This window comes from Providencia sp. wls1943, assembly GCF_009706275.1.
In the GTDB taxonomy this organism is placed as follows: Bacteria; Pseudomonadota; Gammaproteobacteria; order Enterobacterales; family Enterobacteriaceae; genus Providencia; species Providencia zhijiangensis.
The window spans coordinates 383,094-403,973 of the sequence record NZ_WLTU01000007.1; the positions used below are offsets into that span (position 1 = coordinate 383,094).

General features: G+C 45.9%; 11 protein-coding genes and 1 pseudogene. 11 read left to right on the forward strand and 1 reads right to left on the reverse strand.

Going from position 1 to position 20,880, the window contains the following annotated elements; genetic code table 11:
• Positions 1-15: 15 nt before the first annotated feature.
• Complete coding sequence (locus GKR48_RS03915; protein ID WP_154627096.1) at positions 16-765, reverse strand: SDR family oxidoreductase; 750 nt, start codon at positions 763-765, stop codon at positions 16-18.
• 527 nt (positions 766-1,292) lie between these two features.
• On the opposite strand from GKR48_RS03915, the gene speG reads away from it, so the two are divergent.
• The 11 genes and pseudogenes from speG (at position 1,293) to trhP (ending at position 20,652) form a co-directional block, all read left to right on the forward strand.
• A complete protein-coding gene (gene speG / locus GKR48_RS03920) occupies positions 1,293-1,838 on the forward strand; it encodes a spermidine N1-acetyltransferase (protein WP_036953207.1) in 546 nt (181 codons plus the stop codon).
• A gap of 82 nt (positions 1,839-1,920) precedes the next feature.
• Positions 1,921-3,990 (forward strand): polyphosphate kinase 1, encoded by a 2,070-nt coding sequence (gene ppk1 / locus GKR48_RS03925; RefSeq protein WP_154603637.1) that lies wholly within the window; start codon positions 1,921-1,923, stop codon positions 3,988-3,990.
• Positions 3,991-3,994: 4 nt separating this feature from the next.
• Positions 3,995-5,527, forward strand: a complete 1,533-nt coding sequence (gene ppx / locus GKR48_RS03930) for an exopolyphosphatase (RefSeq protein WP_154627097.1) — start codon at positions 3,995-3,997, stop codon at positions 5,525-5,527.
• Positions 5,528-5,913: 386 nt separating this feature from the next.
• A pseudogene (mgtE, locus tag GKR48_RS03935) lies at positions 5,914-7,194 on the forward strand (magnesium transporter); the annotation flags it as partial.
• Positions 7,195-7,776: 582 nt separating this feature from the next.
• On the forward strand, positions 7,777-9,129 hold the full coding sequence (locus tag GKR48_RS03940) for an MFS transporter (RefSeq protein ID WP_154627098.1): 1,353 nt from the start codon (positions 7,777-7,779) through the stop codon (positions 9,127-9,129).
• Positions 9,130-9,570: 441 nt separating this feature from the next.
• Entirely contained in the window at positions 9,571-10,821 is a 1,251-nt protein-coding gene (locus GKR48_RS03945) for an MdtA/MuxA family multidrug efflux RND transporter periplasmic adaptor subunit (protein ID WP_154627099.1), read from the forward strand.
• A complete protein-coding gene (locus GKR48_RS03950; RefSeq protein WP_154627100.1) occupies positions 10,821-13,937 on the forward strand; it encodes an MdtB/MuxB family multidrug efflux RND transporter permease subunit in 3,117 nt (1,038 codons plus the stop codon). The genes GKR48_RS03945 and GKR48_RS03950 overlap by 1 nt, the downstream gene beginning before the upstream one ends.
• Positions 13,937-17,026 carry a multidrug efflux RND transporter permease subunit MdtC gene (gene mdtC, locus GKR48_RS03955; protein ID WP_154627101.1) on the forward strand — a complete coding sequence of 1,030 codons (3,090 nt, stop codon included), beginning with the start codon at positions 13,937-13,939 and terminating at the stop codon, positions 17,024-17,026. The genes GKR48_RS03950 and mdtC overlap by 1 nt, the downstream gene beginning before the upstream one ends.
• Positions 17,016-18,410: a two-component system sensor histidine kinase BaeS gene (gene baeS, locus GKR48_RS03960; protein ID WP_154627102.1), complete on the forward strand. Its 1,395-nt coding sequence runs from the start codon at positions 17,016-17,018 to the stop codon at positions 18,408-18,410. Before mdtC ends, baeS begins: the two co-directional genes overlap by 11 nt.
• Complete coding sequence (gene baeR, locus GKR48_RS03965; RefSeq protein WP_336431113.1) at positions 18,410-19,123, forward strand: two-component system response regulator BaeR; 714 nt, start codon at positions 18,410-18,412, stop codon at positions 19,121-19,123. The genes baeS and baeR overlap by 1 nt, the downstream gene beginning before the upstream one ends.
• Positions 19,124-19,275: 152 nt before the next feature.
• A complete protein-coding gene (trhP, locus tag GKR48_RS03970) occupies positions 19,276-20,652 on the forward strand; it encodes a prephenate-dependent tRNA uridine(34) hydroxylase TrhP (protein ID WP_154627103.1) in 1,377 nt (458 codons plus the stop codon).
• The last annotated feature ends 228 nt before the right edge of the window (positions 20,653-20,880 follow it).

The window sequence follows — 20,880 nt, forward strand, 5'->3', positions numbered from 1 at the left end:
TCCGCAATAAACGTTTTATTTCCCACCCGCCAAATCGATAAAACTTCCCGTGACGTAAGAAGCCTCATCAGATAATAACCACGCGATTGCCTGAGCAACCTCTTCTGGCTGACCTCCTCGTTTCATCGGTAAACTCTCTTTAACTCGATCAACCCGAGCAGCCTCACCACCATCAGCATGCATATCCGTATAGATAAATCCGGGACGGACGGCATTGACACGAATTCCCTCTCCAGCCACTTCGAGAGATAAACCAATCGTCATTGTATCGATGGCACCTTTGGATGCGGCATAGTCCACATACTCATGGGGAGAGCCAAGACGAGATGCCGCAGATGAAACATTAACAATCGCGCCACCTTGCCCACCATGACGAAATGCCATACGTTTGACCGCTTCACGCGCACAGAGAAAACTACCACTAACATTCGTTGCAAATAATCGCGCTAATCGCGGTGCATCTAGCTGCTCTATCGAGGCTTGAGGCATGATTATTCCCGCGTTGTTAACCAACCCAGAAATGGGGCCTAATTCTTTATCAATCTGCTGAAACAACGAAACAATTTGTTCTTCCTGTGAAATATCGGCTTGCACCGCAATAGCGGTACCGCCTGCATGACGAATTATGTCTAAAACTTCCTGTGCACAGTCTTGACGGGTGTGGTAGCCAATACAAACCTTATAACCTTTATGTGCCAAATTGATTGCTGTCGCTCGACCTATCCCGCGATCACCACCCGTTATCAACGTAATATTGTTTTTCATATTTTATGCGCCCAGTTTTAGTTTTATTTTTTTCTTATTGATCAATATTAAGACTGAAATGTACTTCACTTCTTAGTCAATTTAGAGCCATGTAGACACAACTATACATTAAAGTTAACTTATGAATGAAGTTAACTTTAGGTATCTTAGATATAATCCAATTGGATTAATTAACACGCGAATGCCCCTATTTCTACCAACTCACAATGTTTATTAACATCCGCTTCCAACATAAAGCAGCCCACGAAACTAGATGCTCATCACCGTCCCCAATTCAAATCCAAGAAAGCACAATTTTTGGGTAGAGACAATCACCGCCCTATATTGAGTCTTCACCAGTTCACCAACCTCCCCCTAACCATTCCCACTTAAACAAACTAATCTTCAACAAACTCTCCCTCCCCCTGCTTTCTATCATTATTTTATTGCAAATAAGTGGTATCCTTATAACAGTGCTAAGTAATTAATTTTCTAGTTGATACTTTCGCCATAAATAGTTTTATAATTAACAACAATCGAGGTGTTTTATGACGACCGGGCAAGCTCATCTGTTTAGATTGCGCCCACTTGAGCGTGAAGATTTAGCTTTCATCCACCAGCTGGACAATAACGCCAACATTATGCGTTATTGGTTCGAAGAGCCTTACGAGGCATTCGTTGAACTCAGTGATCTTTACGATAAGCATATTCATGACCAATCCGAACGCCGCTTTATTGTCGAATCAGACAGTGAAAAAGTCGGTTTAGTCGAACTGGTTGAAATTGATTATGTTCACCGTCGTTCTGAATTCCAGATTATCATTGCCCCCCGCTATCAAGGCAAAGGGTATGCAAGCCGCGCTGCAAAACTGGCCATGGACTACGCCTTTTCAGTGCTCAATTTGTACAAACTTTATCTGATAGTCGATAAAGAAAATGTCAAAGCTATCCATATTTATAATAAACTCGGCTTCCACACAGAAGGCGAGCTGATTGACGAATTTTTCGTTAATGGTCGCTACCACACCGCAATCCGTATGTGTGTGTTCCAGCACCAATATTTTGCAATGAAACAGCAGTCTGAAAACGCGTAATATTTCCAAGAATAGCGCTATAGAAGTCAAAGGTGATAATCGGTTTTTTTATCAGCATTAACCAGCCAAATACGGAGCAACAATGTCCCAAGAACGCCTCTATCATGAAAAAGAGCTCAGCTGGCTCTCTTTTAACGAACGAGTTCTCCAAGAAGCCGCGGATAAGCGGAACCCTCTTATAGAACGAATGCGTTTTTTGGGCATTTACTCCAATAACTTAGATGAGTTCTATAAAGTCCGTTTTGCGGATGTAAAACGTCGCATCTTAATCAATGAAGAGCGCGGTTCCGCCAGCGGTGCCCGTCATCTGCTCAAACGTATTCAGTCTAAAGTGGCCAAACAGGAACAAGAGTTCGACGTTCTCTACAACGACTTGCTCCTTGAAATGGCACGTAACCAAATATTCTTAATTAACGAGCGTCAAATTTCACCTCGTCAGCAAATTTGGTTGCGCCAATACTTTCGTCAAAACTTACGCCAACATATCACGCCAATTTTAATCAATCGTGATACTAACTTAGTGGAGTTCCTGAAAGACGATTACACCTACCTCGCCGTTGAAATTATTAATGGTGCTGAAGTGCAATACGCCTTATTGGAGATCCCATCGGATAAAGTTCCGCGTTTTGTGAATCTCCCGCCAGAGATGCCAAAGCGCCGCAAATCAATGATTTTAATTGATAATATCCTTCGCTATACCCTCGATGAAATTTTCAAAGGCTTCTTTGACTACGATAAGCTCAACGCCTATTCCATGAAAATGACCCGTGATGCGGAATATGATATCGCCACGGAAATGGAATCTAGCCTGCTGGAAATTATGTCATCCACGTTAAAACAGCGTTTAACGGCTGAGCCAGTTCGCTTTGTTTATCAACGTGATATGCCCGATGAAATGGTCGCGCTGCTACGAGAAAAACTGGGATTATCGAGCGATGACTCGGTGATTGCCGGTGGTCGTTACCATAATTTTAAAGATTTTATTAACTTCCCGAATGAAGGAAATAAAAACTTACTCAACAAACCGTTACCACGCCTGCGCCACCGCTGGTTTGATAATTTCCGTAACGGATTTGATGCCATTCGCGAGCGCGATGTGTTGCTCTACTACCCGTATTACACCTTCGAGCACACATTAGAATTGCTGCGCCAAGCATCGTTTGACCCGAATGTGTTATCCATCAAAATCAATATTTACCGTGTGGCAAAAGACTCACGTATCATCGACTCCGTGATCCACGCTGCCCACAATGGCAAAAAAGTCACCGTAGTGGTGGAGCTGCAAGCGCGTTTTGATGAAGCCGCCAATATTCACTGGGCGAAACGCCTAACTGAAGCGGGTGTTCACGTTATCTTCTCCGCGCCGGGGCTAAAAATTCACGCCAAGCTGTTTATTATTTCCCGTATGGAAGAAGGCCAGATTGTTCGCTACGCCCATATTGGTACGGGTAACTTTAACGAAAAAACCGCGCGTCTTTACACCGACTATTCATTACTGACCTGTAACGAGCAAATCACCAACGAAGTGCGCCGAGTATTTAGCTTTATTGAAAACCCGTATCGCCCTGTAACTTTCGATAATTTGATGGTGTCTCCGCAAAATACACGCACCAAAATCACTGAATTAATTGACCAAGAAATTGCGAATGCTGAAGCTGGGTTACCTAGTGGCATCACGCTGAAAATTAATAACTTAGTCGATAAAGAACTGACCGATAAGCTCTACGATGCCTCCAATGCAGGGGTTAAAATTCGCTTGTTAGTGCGTGGCATGTGTTCACTCGTCTCAGGGCAACAAGGCTATAGCGAAAATATCCAAGTCACCAGTGTGGTGGACCGATTCTTAGAGCATGACCGCGTTTATGTCTTTACCAACGCTGGCGATGAAAAAGTATTCATCTCCTCGGCCGACTGGATGACCCGAAACATCGACTACCGTATCGAAGTCGCCGTTCGTTTGCTGGATCCACGACTTAAACAGTTGGTTTTAGATATCCTCGAATTACAGTTCAGTGATACCGTCAAAGCCCGCTTTGTTGACAAAGAACTCAGTAATCATTATGTTCCCCGCGGCAATAAGCGCAAAATTCGCGCTCAATTAGCTGTTTATGAATTTTTAAAAGCACTCGAAATGCCTGAAACAAGAGCTTGATACTATGCCAATTGCCAGTTCATCTACCCCAAGACCACAAGAAATTGCGGCGATTGACTTGGGTTCAAACAGTTTTCATATGGTTATTGCGCGTATTGTCAATGGAGCACTACAAGTTCTAACCCGTTTAAAAAAACGTGTTCATCTTGCTGATGGGCTGAGTGATACCAATGAGCTCAGTGAAGAAGCCATGGAGCGTGGCTTGGCGTGTTTATCGCTATTTGCTGAGCGTCTACAAGGCTTCACGCCTGATAACGTCTGCATCGTTGGTACCCATTCATTACGAGTCGCCACCAACGTTGAAGAATTTCTACGTCGTGCAAAAGCCATTATTCCCTACCCGATTGAGATCATTTCAGGGCAAGAAGAAGCGCGTTTGATTTTTATGGGCGTTGAACACACGCAGCCGGAAAAGGGTCGTAAACTGGTCATCGATATTGGCGGCGGTTCCACAGAGCTGGTGATTGGCGAGAAATTTGAACCCATTTTAATTGAAAGCCGCCGTATGGGCTGCGTGAGCTTTGCTCGTCACTATTTCCCTAATGAAACCATTTCCCCAGATAATTTTAATCGCGCTTATTTAGCCGCCTGCTTAAAACTGGAAAGCACCGCTACCCTATTTAAAAAGCAAGTTTGGGATGTGGCGATGGGAGCCTCCGGTACCATTAAAGCGGCACATGCGGTAATTGTAGAGATGGGCGATCGTGATGGCATTATTACCCGCGAGCGCCTCGAAAAAATCAAACAAGTCGCATTGAAGTACAAAACGTTTAAATCATTAGAAATTCCGGGACTTTCTTCTGATCGTAAACACGTTTTTGTGCCGGGTTTAGCTATCTTAATTGCGGTGTTTGATTCCCTAGACATCAAAGAATTGCGACTTTCCGACGGTGCCTTACGTGAAGGCGTTCTCTATGAAATGGAAGGTCGCTTTCGTCACCAAGATATTCGACAACGCACCGCATTAAGCCTTGCCGAGCACTATAATATCGACCGTGAACAAGCCAAACGGGTTTTGAAAACCATGGAAGAGCTGTATTATCAGTGGCGCCAGCAGAACCCTAAACAGGCCAATCCACAATTAGAATCCATTTTAATTTGGGCGGTTATGCTGCACGAAGTGGGATTGAGTATTAACCATAGCGGCATGCATCGCCATTCCGCTTATATCTTACAAAACACCAACTTACCGGGATTTAGCCAAGAGCAACAATTGCTATTAGCGACGTTGGTTCGCAATCATCGCCGTGCCATTAAATACGATGAAATCCCTAAGTTTAACTTGTTTAAACGCAAGCAATTTATGCCGTTGATTCAAATTTTGCGCTTATCTATCTTATTGAATAATCAGCGCCAATCAACGACAACACCTTCGTCTATGCGCATTGAAACCGACGAAGGTCATTGGACACTTTTCTTACCTGCGCAGTATCTCGCCCACAATGCGTTAATGCTGCTCGACCTTGAAAAAGAGAGTGCCTACTGGGAAGAGGTTCCTGGCTGGAAACTCACCATTTGCGCAGAAAATGAGCCATAGGCTTACATGACTCAGAAATGAGTATGATTTAGAAAATAGAAACAAAAAATAATGATTTGCGGTCAGTGTTGTTTTGTTCTTCTTATTCGAAATATGAACAGATTTGATATTTTTTTGGGATCAGCGACAATACTGGGTAGAAGTTTCGTCACCTCGCAGGCGAATTAATTTAAAGCGCTTCGGCGCCGAATGGTTTAAGGATTAACATGTCACAAACTGCTTTTTCAACTGATGCGGCACCAATAATCAATCCGCATTCACAAAGACTGGCGTACATCCGCCAGCAAATACTGACGTTATTCATGGAAGACGAAGAGTTTGTTCATGCTCTTGTCGAGAAAGACCAACACGTCAGTATGGATGATAAAGCATTTAGTGAAAAAATTAGTACGGTTAAAGAACTGCTTGTTGACCTCCACACCGCGGATATCGCCGATATTCTTGAAATGCTACCGTACGACGAGCGTCTCGCACTGTGGCGCTTAGTCGACAACAACGAACGCGGTGAAGTGTTGGTTGAAGCCTCTGTCTCTGTTTGGGACAGCCTGATTAAAGATATGTCAGACCGAGAACTGCTGCGAGCGGTTGCAGGCTTACATGTGGACGAACAAGCGTATATCGCTGAGCACTTGCCCCGCGATACCATGCGCCGTCTCCTCACCTACTTAGACCCAAGCTTACGTAGCCGTATTCGTGAAGTTCTCCAATACGCCAAAGACAGCGTTGGGCAGATGATGGATTTCGAATTCGTCACTGTGCGTTCAAACGTCACCCTAAAAACAGTACAACGCTATCTACGCCAACGGGGAAAAATTCCTGAAGCAACGGATAAAATTTTCGTTGTCGATAAAGATAATTATCTGCAAGGCGAATTACCCCTGACCACCATTTTGATCCAAGCGCCAGAACGTATTGTTGCCGATGTGATGAAAACCGATACCGTCACCTTCTTACCCGATGAAAAAGGGGAAGATGCAGCAAGCGCATTCGAACGTTACGACTTAATTTCTGCCGCGGTTGTGGATAGCAACGGCTTGCTGATGGGGCGTCTAACCGTTGAAGATATCGTTGATAATATCAGCGAAGAAAACGATAACAGCATCCGCCGTATGGGGGGGTTAAGTCCTGAAGAGGACGTATTCGCCCCTGTTGGTCAAGCGGTTAAAACCCGTTGGACATGGCTTGCCATTAACCTGTGTACCGCTTTCGTCGCTTCCCGTGTTATCGGTGTGTTCGAAGATACGATTTCACAGTTGGTTGCCCTCGCGACCTTAATGCCAATCGTGGCGGGTATCGGCGGTAATACGGGTAACCAGACTATTACCATGATTGTCCGCGCCATTGCGTTACACCAAATCCAGAACGGTAGCTTCTCCTTCCTGATGATCAGAGAGCTGGGAGTCGCCTTTATTAACGGGGTAGTTTGGGGCGGTATTATGGGCGTCGTCACCTACCTCTTGTATGGGGATCTTGCCATGGGCGCTGTGATGACCCTTGCGATGGTACTTAACCTCTTGATGGCTGCCATCATGGGGGTCTTGATCCCATTAATCATGATTAAGATGGGTAAAGACCCTGCTATCGGTTCTAGCGTGATGATCACGGCAATTACAGACACTGGTGGTTTCTTTATCTTCTTAGGGTTAGCGACCCTGTTCTTAGTTTAACCGCCTACCCGCGTACTTTGCCTTAAACTAGGTACGCGGGTTTATAAAAACCTACCATTCTCTGAAAAACCGCCCAATTCGACTAAAATAGAAATAATTAACAGTTCATATCCGCGAGTATTATTTATTTAAATAGCCTTATCCCCTGCCTATTAATTATATTATTTTATCTATATCTGTTATTTACTCTATTTAATTTCACACTTAATAAATTAGCACCATTATATTTATTACCTTTTTTGTGATTATTTTGCACATCAAAATATACAATCGTCTGTAATTGCTAGTTTATTAATATCATATCGTGGCATTCAATTATCATTCAGAGCAGTCATTCAACCTTTTTTAATTAAATAGAATTTTATGCTTGTTTTTAAGGTGGCAGTTTACAGAATATGAAACTTTCTGCTATAAATGAAGACACGTTAGAGATACAGAGTATTACCTTGGTTTATTTTCCCTCGTTTTATCTCATATCCTTTGCCAAATAATATTAATTACTTCGCTATTTAACGTACCTATTATTACAAATAACCTCATCGCGCTAATATTGAAATGTTGTGTATTTAGAAGGACAGAATTATGACATCGCAAACAACCAGCCAGCCTGCGGCTAGACCGTTAGGCAAAGAAGATTATAAAACTTTGGGCTTATCCTCTTTAGGTGGCACATTAGAATTTTATGATTTCGTTATTTTCGTTTTTTACGCGAAAATTATCTCCCAGCTATTTTTCCCGGGCGATAATGAATTTCTCGCATTAATGGCGACGCTGGGTCTGTTTGCTGCGGGTTATCTTGCTCGCCCATTGGGCGGCATTATCATGGCCCACTTTGGCGATAAAATCGGTCGTAAAAAAATGTTTACCTTGAGTATTTTCTTGATGGCATTCCCAACCTTTATTATTGGTTTCTTGCCAACATTTGAGACCATTGGCGCTGCAGCCCCCCTGTTACTGTTATTAATGCGTATCATGCAAGGTGCTGCTATCGGCGGTGAAATGCCAGGTGCATGGGTGTTTATTGCCGAACATACTCCGAAACAGCGTTATGGTTTAGGCGTGGGAACATTAACCTCAGGGATCACTGGCGGGATTTTATTAGGCTCTATCGTCGCGATTATCATTGAACGCTCTTATACCACCCAAGAGGTGCATGATTTTGCGTGGCGTATTCCGTTTATCTTAGGGGGTATCTTTGGTTTTATCTCTGTCTATCTGCGTCGTTTCTTACAAGAGACCCCGATTTTCAAAGAGATGGCAGCTAAGAAAGCGTTAACCAAAGAATTGCCAGTAAAAACCGTGGTTAAATCCCATAAACAAGCTTGCATGATCACCGCGGCACTGACATGGTCACTGTCTACCGCTATCGTTGTCACCATTTTGATGACGCCTGACGTGGTATTAAAAGGTATTTATGGCATCGATCGTAATATTGCGTTGCAAGCCAACTGTGCAGCAACCTTGACCTTAACTTTAGGCTGTATTTTCTGGGGTTGGTTAGGAGATAAAACTGGAACGCGTACGTCGATGACCTTGTCTTGGGGTGGATTAGCGGTTACCGCTATCTACTTCTATTCATCGCTGTCATCGGATATTTCGGCAAATACTTTAACGTTTAACTATGCATTAATGGGCTTCTTCGTGGGCGCAATTGCGACAACGCCAATTATCAGTACTCGCGCGTTTCCACCCGAAATTCGTTTCTCAGGATTATCCTTTGCGTATAACTTGGCGTATGCGGTATTCGGTGGCTTGACCCCAGTCTTAACAGGGGCATGGTTACAGCAGTCCCATATGGCACCAGCATACTATGTTGCAGGAGTTTCCTTGTTAGCCGTTGCCGTGGCGTTTATCCCTCTGTCATACAAAGGTTGGACTCGTACCGCAGAAGAGGAACGTAACCCTGCGGCAGTATTGAAAACCAGCATCAATTAATTTCTCGTCACTCAAACATAAAGCCAGTCGCTTAGCGGCTGGCTTTTTTATGGCGCCCTACATGCTAAAAGGATGACTCTCCCCCTGTCGCATATCCCCAGACATTTCAAGTTCTTCCGTCTGAATAAGTAAATCAGAATATCCATCAGGTAACGCCTCCTTTTGAATCAAGTGAGTATTCCTTCCCACCCTTAATAAAACGAGAGAAATGCTTTCACAATAAAGAGTTCTACGCTCATTTCGAAAAGCATTATTTGCAGTTATCTAACGTTCTTTTCCATTTTTTCATATTTCCTCCATTTTCTTTTGTTCCCCTCAAGCTAAACTATTAAAATACGCAACTGATTAATTTTTAATATATACCTTATTATATTCAGTTAAATTTATTGGAATGGTTCCTAACTGATTTTACTCAACCTTGAGTTAAGCGAATTACCCACCATGACGACACAGAAACGCCGTACAATTTTGACTCGCTCTGCCCTGTTTGTTGCTCTGTTAGCTGCGGCTGGCGCAACGTGGTATGCCTACCATAAAAATAACCAAAATGAAGTACCAACCACAGCCAGTGCAACTCAAAGCGGACAAGCGAAAAAAGCAGGTGGAAGACCATCACGTCCACTTGCACCGGTTCAATTTGCCACTGCCCAAGAAAAAGTCGTGCCGCGTTTCCTATCTGGTTTAGGTACCGTGCAGGCCGCCAACATGGTGACGGTCACTAGCCGCGTTGAAGGTCAATTAATGAATATCTACTTCACCGAAGGGCAATCCGTCAAAGCCGGCGATTTATTAGCCCAAATTGACCCTCGCCCTTTTGAAGTGCAACTTGCCCAAGCGGAAGGTCAATTAGCCAAAGATAAAGCCACTTTAGCCAATGCTCGGTTAGATCTGACCCGCTACCAAAAACTGGCGGGAACCAAAGTCATCTCCCAGCAAGAGTTGGATAACCAGCGCGCTACTGTATTACAAGCCGAGGGTAGCATCAAAGTTGACCAAGCCGCCGTTGATAACGCCAAACTGCAACTGACCTACAGCAAAATTACAGCCCCTATTTCTGGACGCATCGGTTTAAAACAAGTGGATGTGGGTAACTTTATCTCTTCAGGGACTTCCACGCCGATTGTAGTGATCACCCAAACGCAACCTGCTGACGTACTATTTGCCTTACCTGAAGGTGATATTCCTGCTATCCAACAAGCGCAAGCAGCAGGGAATAAAGTTCTGATAGAAGCTTGGGATCGCAATAATATTGCCATGATTGCACGCGGTGAATTACTGAGTACCGATAACCAAATTGACCCAGCAACGGGGACACTGAAAATCAAAGCACGCTTTACTAACGAAGAGCAAAAACTGTTCCCGAATCAGTTTGTGAACGTCAAAATGCAGGTAGAGACCTTACAAAATGCCGTGGTGATCCCTACTGCTGCCCTTCAAATGGGCAATGAAGGTCACTATGTTTGGGTACTGAGCGACGATGATACCGTGACGAAACACCTTGTGACAGTGGGCATTCAAGACAGCCAGCAAGTGGTAATTGAAAGCGGTTTATCCGCTAACACCAAAGTCATTACCGATGGCGTCGATAAGCTAACTGATGGCGCAAAAGTTGAAGTGGTCAACGCTTCAAGCCTCGAAAAGAAACCGGCTTCCACAGAGAGAAAACCTCGCAATAGTGCGGAGAAAGCCTGATGCAGCCGGAAACACATAAAGGCGGTGGCCCATCCCGCCTCTTCATTCTACGTCCTGTCGCAACCACCTTATTTATGGTGGCGATTTTGCTCGCGGGGATCATCGGTTATCGGTTTTTACCTGTCTCGGCGTTACCGGAAGTTGACTACCCGACTATTCAAGTTGTGACCTTATACCCCGGTGCCAGCCCCGATGTGATGACGTCGGCTATCACGGCACCGCTAGAAACGCAATTCGGTCAAATGTCCGGCTTGCAACAGATGTCATCACGCAGCTCCGGCGGCGCGTCGGTGATCACCTTGATGTTCCAGCTCTCTTTGCCTCTCGATGTGGCAGAGCAGGAAGTGCAGGCGGCGATTAACTCCGCCACCAGCTTGCTACCCTCAGATTTACCATATCCACCGATTTACAACAAAGTAAACCCTGCGGATCCGCCCGTTTTAACGCTCGCCGTCACCTCCGATGCAATGCCATTAACGCAGGTACAAGATATTATTGAAACCCGCGTGGCGCAGAAAATTTCCCAAGTGACTGGGGTGGGCTTAGTCACCTTAGCGGGGGGGCAACGCCCTGCTGTGCGCGTCAACCTTAATCCACAAGCCATGGCGGCAAAAGGATTAGACAGCGAAACCATTCGTACCGCTATCAATAATGCGAACGTCAACTCCGCAAAAGGAAGTTTTGATGGCCCAACCCGCTCTGTGACGTTATCTGCTAATGACCAGATGAAATCCCTTGAGGATTACCGCAAGTTGATTGTGGCTTTCCAAAATGGCGCCCCAGTGCGTTTGGGGGATATTGCTACTATTGAACAAGGTGCTGAGAACGCCTATCTCGGTGCATGGGCGAATAGCCAACAAGCGATTGTAATTAACGTTCAGCGCCAACCGGGCGCGAACGTGATTAGCACCACGGATACTATCCGCGCGTTATTGCCAGAATTGATTGAGAGCTTACCGGCATCCGTGAATGTGGATATTTTGACCGACCGCACCAGCACCATTCGCGCTTCCGTTAATGATGTCCAATTCGAATTAATGCTCGCTATCGCCCTCGTGGTGATGGTGATTTACTTATTCCTGCGTAATGGGATTGCGACGCTGATCCCCGGCATCGCCGTGCCATTATCGTTAGTCGGCACCTTTGCCGTCATGTATTTTTGCGGCTTTTCCGTCAATAACCTCACATTGATGGCGCTAACCATCGCCACGGGATTCGTGGTGGATGACGCTATCGTGGTGATCGAAAATATCTCCCGCTATCTTGAAAAAGGGGATAAACCGGTTGTTGCCGCATTAAAAGGTGCAGGAGAAATCGGTTTTACCATTATCTCCCTGACCTTCTCTTTGGTTGCCGTGCTGATCCCGCTGCTGTTTATGGGGGATATTGTCGGGCGCCTGTTCCGTGAGTTTGCAATTACGTTAGCGGTAGCGATTTTAATCTCCGCCGTGGTATCCCTCACCCTCACCCCAATGATGTGCGCCCGCTTGCTTAAACCGGAATCCCAGCATAAACATAATCGCTTTGAAATCGCCTGTGAGCATTTCTTTGAGTGGATGATTGCAGGTTATGGTGTTTGGCTAAAACGTATTCTTAACCACCAGTGGTTAACTCTGTGTGTGGCATTAGGAACTTTGGTACTGACCGTACTGCTGTATATGTGGATCCCAAAAGGATTCTTCCCACTGCAAGATAGCGGCATTATTCAAGGCACCATTGAAAGTCGCCAATCTATTTCGTTTGCCGCGATGTCGAAGAAACAGCAAGAAGTGGCGGGCATTATTCTGGCAGATCCGGCGGTTGAGAACGTTACCACCTATGTGGGTATCGACGGTAACAATGCCACACTGAATAACGCCCGTATTCAAATCACCTTGAAGCCCCTTGAAGAGCGTGACGACCGTGTCCCTACGATTATTCCTCGCTTGCAGCAAGCCACCAGCGGTATTGCGGGCGTCAACCTCTACTTGCAACCATCCCAAGATTTAACCATTGATACGCAAGTTTCCCGCACCCCGTATCAATTCACGCTACAAGCTGGCTCCTTAGATGAGCTCAGCACTTGGGTACCAAAATTGCTGGAAGCGTTAAATCAACAATCCGCACTCATTGATGTGAGCAGCGACTGGCAAGATAAAGGTTTAGTGGCGTATGTGAATGTGGATCGTGATACCGCGAGCCGTTTTGGTATTACCATGTCGAATATCGATAACGCGCTGTATAACGCGTTTGGTCAACGCATGATCTCCACCATTTACACCCAAGCTAACCAGTATCGCGTCATTTTAGAGCACAATACCCAAACCCGTGATGGGATGGATGCGCTCAACGATATTCGCTTAAAAGGCACTGATGGCGCCATTGTTCCGCTAAATACCCTCGTCAATATTCAAGAAGGTTATGGACCTTTGGCGATTAATCACCTCGACCAATTCCCGTCAGTCACTTTCTCTTTCGATGTGGCGGGAGATTCTTCATTAGAAGAAGCAGTCAATGCGGTGAAGCTGGCTGAAAAACAGATTTCGATGCCAAAATCGATAACGACACAATTCCAAGGGGCAACCCTCGCCTTTGAAGCGGCGCTGAGTAGCACCGTTTGGCTAATTTTTGCCGCGATTATCGCCATGTATATCGTGCTCGGTATTCTGTACGAAAGCTTTATTCATCCAATCACCATTTTATCCACTTTGCCGACCGCTGGCGTGGGGGCTTTGCTCGCGCTAATGATGGCCGGCAATGAGCTCGATGTTATCGCTATTATCGGGATTATCTTGCTGATCGGGATTGTGAAAAAGAACGCCATAATGATGATTGACTTTGCCCTCGCCGCAGAGCGTGAACAAGGTTTATCTCCATATGATGCGATTTATCAGGCCTGTTTACTGCGTTTTCGCCCAATCCTGATGACCACCATGGCCGCATTGCTCGGTGCGCTGCCGCTGATGCTCAGTACCGGTGTCGGCGCAGAACTGCGCCAGCCTCTGGGGGTCTGTATGGTGGGTGGGTTGATCATGAGCCAGATTTTAACGCTGTTCACCACGCCAGTGATCTACCTGATGTTTGACCGTCTAGCTCATCGCTTCAATCGCCGTGGGCACAAAGCACAGGAGTCTTAATGAAACGCTTCTTTGCTTTGTTTATTAGCCGTCCGGTGGCGACCACATTAATCAGTGTCGCCATTACCCTGTGCGGTGCATTGAGCTTTCTGTTTTTACCTGTGGCGCCATTGCCGCAGGTAGACTACCCCGTGATAAGAGTGACAGCGTCACTTCCTGGTGCTTCCCCTGAAACGATGGCTTCCTCCATCGCGACACCGCTTGAGCGCTCATTAGGCAGTATTGCTGGATTAAATGAGATGACCTCGAGCAGTTCGTTAGGGCGAACTTCCATTACCTTAGAGTTTGATTTAAACAAAGATATCAATAATGCCGCGCGAGAAGTACAAGCGGCGTTGAATGCCGCACAGAATTTATTACCTAGTGGTATGCCAAGCCGACCGCGTTACTATAAATCAAACCCGTCTGACGCGCCGATCATGATTTTAACTCTCACATCAAAAACCCTCAGTACCGGGGAAATGTATGATGTGGCGTCCACACGCTTAGCTCAGCGTATCGCGCAAATCGATGGGGTCAGTGAAGTTGCCGTAGGAGGTGGTTCTCTTCCTGCTGTGCGTGTGGAACTCAACCCTACCGCCCTATTTAATCAAGGGGTTTCCCTTGATGCTGTGCGCTCTGCCATCAGTAGTGCTAACGTGCGCCAGCCTCAAGGTTATATTAATAATGACGATAATCGCTACCAAGTTCAAACTAACGACGAATTGAAAAAAGCCGCCGATTACCGTCCGATTATTGTCCATTACAGTAATGGCAATGCCGTCAAACTCAGTGATGTGGCCGTCGTAAAAGACTCTGTCCAAGATGTGCGCGCCGCAGGGATGTCCAGTGGTGAACCCGCAATTTTGATCATCATTCGCCGCGAAGCGGGTGCCAATATCATTGAAACGGTCAAACGCATTCGCGAGGAACTCCCAGAATTTAAGGATATGATCCCCGCCGCCATTGATTTACAGGTTGCCCAAGATAGAACACCGACCATCAAAGCATCGTTGGCAGAAGTCGAGCGAGCATTAATGATTGCCATTGCGCTTGTGATCCTCGTTGTATTGCTGTTTCTACGCTCAGGGCGTGCCACTTTAATTCCCGCCATTGCTGTGCCTGTCTCGTTAATTGGTACCTTTACCGCCATGTATTTATGCGGGTTTAGCCTCAATAACTTGTCATTAATGGCCTTAACCGTCGCCACCGGATTTGTGGTGGATGATGCCATCGTGGTATTGGAGAACATTTCTCGGCACATTGAAAATGGTCGAAAACCGTTTATCGCGGCAGTTAAAGGGGTTTCTGAGGTTGGCTTTACCGTCGTTTCGATGAGTATTTCTTTAGTGGCGGTGTTTATCCCACTGTTACTGATGGATGGATTAGTTGGGCGATTATTCCGCGAATTTGCCATTACGCTCTCGACTGCTATCGGGATTTCACTGATTATCTCGCTGACGTTAACTCCGATGATGTGCGCTCATTTACTGAAAAAACGCGGCACAGCCAATACCAAGCAACGAGGATTTGGACGCGTTCTTATTCGGTTACAAGAAAGTTACGGCGTCACGTTAAATTGGGTGCTATCTCATCGTCGCAGTGTGCTGGCAGTGCTAATTGCAGCAATTGGCTTGAATGTTTATCTGTATATTTCTATCCCTAAAGCCTTTTTCCCAGAGCAAGATACAGGACGATTGCTGGGATTCGTTCGAGCAGACCAAAGCATCTCATTCCAGTCAATGAAGCAAAAAATGACGAGCTTTATGCTGCAAGTAAAAGCGGATCCTGCCGTGGATAGCGTCACTGGATTTACGGGCGGCAGCCGCGTCAACAGTGGCTCTATGTTTATCTCCTTAAAGCCACTGGATGAGCGCAAAGAGAGTGCTAACAGCGTGATTAACCGCTTGCGCATGAAACTGGCGAACGAGCCCGGAGCCAACTTATTTATGATGCCCGTGCAAGATATTCGCGTGGGAGGACGTCAATCCGAAGCTAGCTATCAATTTACCCTATTAGCCGATGAGCTGGATGCATTACGTTCATGGGAGCCCGCTATTCGCCGAGCGCTGGGGGATTTACCTCAGTTAACCGATGTGAACTCCGATAAAGAAGATAAAGGCGCAGAGATGGCATTAACCTATGACCGCGATTTGATGGCGCAACTGGGGATCGATGTGCGTGATGCGAACAATCTGCTCAACAACGCCTTTGGTCAACGTCAAATTTCTACCATTTATGAAGCTATGAACCAATATAAAGTGGTGATGGAAGTCGCGCCGGAATATACCCAAGACGTCAGTTCGCTGGATAAAATGTTTGTGGTGAATAAGCAAGGAGAAGCGATCCCCCTCTCCTATTTTGCCCGCTGGCAGCCTGCCAATGCACCGTTAAGTGTTAACCACCAAGGGTTATCAGCCGCGTCCACCATTTCCTTTAACGTGGCAGACGGTTATACCTTAAATGATGCCATTGTGGCGGTGGAGAAAACCATGACGGCTTTAGGCGTTCCATCGACGGTACGTGGCACTTTCGCCGGAACCGCCCAAGTTTTCCAAGATACCTTAAAATCTCAGTTGTTTTTAATTTTAGCGGCGATTGTCACGGTCTATTTGGTACTGGGTATTTTGTATGAAAGTTATATTCACCCACTTACCATTCTGTCGACACTGCCATCCGCAGGTGTCGGTGCGTTATTAGCCTTGGAATTATTTGATACGCCATTTAGCCTCATTGCCTTGATCGGCATTATGTTGCTTATTGGTATTGTGATGAAAAACGCCATTATCATGGTGGATTTTGCCCTTCAAGCCCAACGTAATGGGAACTTATCGGCAAAAGAGGCTATTTTACGCGCAAGCCTGCTGCGTTTTAGACCGATTTTAATGACTACCCTTGCTGCCATTTTTGGGGCGCTCCCTTTGATGCTCGGTACGGGTGATGGCGCAGAATTACGCCAACCGCTGGGGATCGCGATTGTCGGTGGATTAGTCATGAGTCAGTTGCTGACGTTATTTACCACACCAGTGGTGTATCTCAGTTTTGATAGCCTGAGACAGCGTTTTTCACGCAAAGCGCCTTCAATGCAGGAGAAATCCCATGAAGCTTAAACTCACAAGCCTCAGTACTCGGTTATTTATCGCTATCTTTGCCACCTGTTTGCTGCTGGTTGCTATCATGCACCAAGGCGTCAGAATGGGCTTCCAGCATGGTTTTATTGACTATATTAAAGAGAATGACCAACAACGTGCAGAGCTACTCGCTTTGGCGCTTGCCGAGCAATACGAGGAAGAAGGAAGTTGGCGTTTCTTGGCGGTGGATGAGCGGATGTTTTTCCGTATTCTACGTAATGTCGATAATCAGCATCAAGGGCAAGGTCATGGCGGTGGTCATAAGCGAATGCGCGGTATGTTTTGGGTGTATGATGCCAAAGAAAACCTGATTTGGGGGCGAGACCTTCCCCCTCCTGACCAAGTGATCCGCGTGCCCGTCAAAACGAGCCGAGGCGCAACCGTCGGCTGGCTAGTTGCCAGTTATGAAAGTGGGATCAGTAACCAATTAGACCAACGTTTCGATACCCAGCAGATGCACATTAGCTGGGTAATTGCAGGGTTATCGCTATTCGTGGCGCTGCTAGTGACCCTATTTTTAGCTCGCGGCTTTTTAAAGCCCATCACCCGATTGCTGGAAGGCACTCAACAACTCGCTAAAGGTAATTTCAGTGCGCGGGTGTCTGAAGTGGGTCAAGATGAGTTGGGGCAGCTGGCGAAAGACTTTAACCATCTCGCCTCGACCTTGGAAAAAAATGAGCAAATGCGCCGCGATTATATGGCGGATATTTCCCATGAATTACGCACCCCACTCTCCGTTTTACGCGGCGAACTTGAAGCCGTACAAGACGGTGTGCGCCAAGCAACGCCTGAAACCATCAATTCCCTACTCAATGAGACTCAAACACTGATAAAACTGGTCAATGACCTGCATCAGCTTTCGTTATCCGATAGAGGCTCCTTGGTTTATCGTATGGAATCTATCGATATTATCCCGATTATTGAGATGAATTTAGGGCAAGCCAAATGGCGATTGGAGGATAGGCAGCTGGCGTTAGAAACTCAGTTTTCAGCCCATTCCCATCTATTCGCTGATCCTGATCGTATCAACCAGCTGTTTTATAATTTGATGGAAAACAGCCTGCGTTATACCGATCCTCACGGTAAAATTGCCGTCAACGTGAGCCAACATGAGCAACAATTAGTGATCACGTGGGAAGATAGCGCGCCGGGATTAAGTGTTGAACAATGCCAGCGTCTGTTTGAACGATTTTACCGTGTGGAAGTTTCTCGTAACCGTGCGAGTGGTGGCTCAGGTTTGGGGCTGGCGATTTGCTATAATATTGTCGAGGCCCATAACGGGACTATTTCTGCGGCACCATCCCCACTCGGTGGCGTGAAGATAACCATTCAACTTCCCATTGCGACGCAGGAGGAGCAATAGTGTCTTTGCCTGAATCCCCTTTATTGGGAGCCAATAGCGCCCATGTTCTGATTGTTGAAGATGAACCCAAACTTGGGCAGCTACTGTTTGATTATTTGCAAGCTGCTGGCTATGTTCCCGCCTTGCTGATGCGCGGCGATGAAGTCATCCCTTATGTGCAAAAGCACTTTCCTGACCTGATTTTATTAGATTTGATGTTACCGGGACTCGATGGTATTTCGGTCTGTCGTGAACTGCGTAAATTCAGCGATGTTCCAGTGATTATGGTGACAGCCAAAACGGAAGAAATTGACCGTTTATTAGGGTTAGAAATTGGTGCCGATGACTATGTTTGTAAGCCCTTTAGCCCGCGAGAAGTGGTTGCCCGCGTAAAAACGATTTTGCGTCGTTGCCAAAGAGTCCCTTCTTCTGCGGGAAGCCAAGAGACGCAGCTGGTTATCGATGAAAATGCCTTCCAAGTTCGTTATGGGGATAAATTACTGGAATTGACCCCCGCAGAATTTCGTCTGCTAAAGTTTTTGTCAGATAACGCAGGTACGGTGTTTTCTCGGGATCAATTACTGGACATTTTGTATGACGACCATCGCGTGGTCACCGACAGAACCATTGATAGCCACGTTAAAAATTTACGCCGTAAGCTCGAATCTCTGGATGACGAAAAAACCTTTATCCGCTCCATCTATGGCTTGGGCTATCGCTGGGACGACATCTAATCGCCGCTGGTATTTCTGTAACAAAATTATAACCCTGTTTTTTGCATGGGAAATTTGGCATTCCCCTCATTTAGCGTTAAAATCCCCACCCTCGAATTTTTACACCAAGCCATCCGGCTTGGTGCTGACCTGACATCAGACTGAGAACTAACATGTTTACACCAGAATTATTATCCCCAGCAGGTTCCTTGAAGAACATGCGCTATGCCTTTGCTTACGGTGCCGATGCGGTTTACGCTGGTCAACCACGCTATAGCTTACGTGTACGCAATAACGAATTTAACCATGAGAATCTCGCGAAAGGGATCAATGAAGCCCATGAGTTGGGTAAAAAATTCTATGTGGTCGTCAATATCGCACCACATAACGCCAAGTTGAAAACCTTTATTCGTGACCTGACTCCCGTGATTGAAATGGGTCCTGATGCACTGATTATGTCCGACCCTGGTCTGATTATGATGGTGCGTGAAGCCTTCCCTGAGATGGATATTCACTTATCGGTTCAGGCTAACGCCGTCAACTGGGCTTCCGTGAAATTCTGGAAACAAATGGGCTTAACTCGCGTGATTTTATCCCGCGAATTATCGCTGGAAGAGATTGCTGAAATCCGCCAGCAAGTACCTGAAATTGAGCTGGAAGTTTTTGTACACGGCGCGTTGTGTATGGCGTATTCCGGTCGCTGCTTGCTATCTGGTTATATTAATAAGCGTGACCCGAACCAAGGTACCTGTACTAACGCGTGTCGCTGGGAATATAAAGTTCAGGAAGGCAAAGAGGACGATGTGGGTAACATCGTGCATGTCTATGAGCCAATCCCAGTTAAAAACGTAGCACCAACACTCGGTGAAGGTGCTCCAACCGATAAAGTTTACATGATTGAAGAAGCGATGCGTCCGGGCGAATACATGACAGCCTTTGAAGACGAACACGGCACTTATATCATGAACTCAAAAGATTTACGCGCCATCGAGCACGTTGAAACGCTGACAAAAATGGGCGTTCATTCTCTGAAAATCGAAGGTCGTACCAAGTCATTCTATTATTGTGCTCGTACTGCCCAAGTGTATCGCCGCGCCATTGATGACGCTGTAGCGGGTAAACCATTTGACCCAACCTTGCTTTCTACCCTTGAAGGCTTAGCGCACCGCGGTTATACCGAAGGTTTCTTACGTCGTCATACCCATGATGCTTATCAAACCTATGAATATGGCTATTCCGTTTCAGATACTCAGCAATTTGTCGGCGAGTTTACAGGCAACCGAGTGAATGGTTTAGCGGAAGTCGATGTGAAAAACAAATTTAGCGTCGGTGATAGCCTAGAATTAATGACACCATCAGGCAATATCGTCTTTACTCTGGATGCATTAACTAACCGCAAAGGCGAATCTGTTGATGTGGCACCGGGGAATGGACATGTGGTTTATCTGCCGATCCCCGAAGATGTGGATGTAAATTTTGGCTTGTTGATCCGCAATCTTGCTGGAACGACTACTCGAGACCCGCATCAAGCCCAAGAAGAAAAAGCATAAAAGCTGAAAAAGCGTAAACTGGCTAAGTATTCCATCCCTTATTGCTAAATACGTTTTACTAAATAGAAGCCCATGGTCAATGACTATGGGTTTTTTCTTAGGTATTCGTGTAAAAAACGGTCATTTTATGCTTTATTTTAGTTGAGAATCATTCTCGTTATTGACAGTTTCGTTAAAAAGTGCACTCAATATCCAAATTTATGCAACAGATCACATCAATTGGTTATT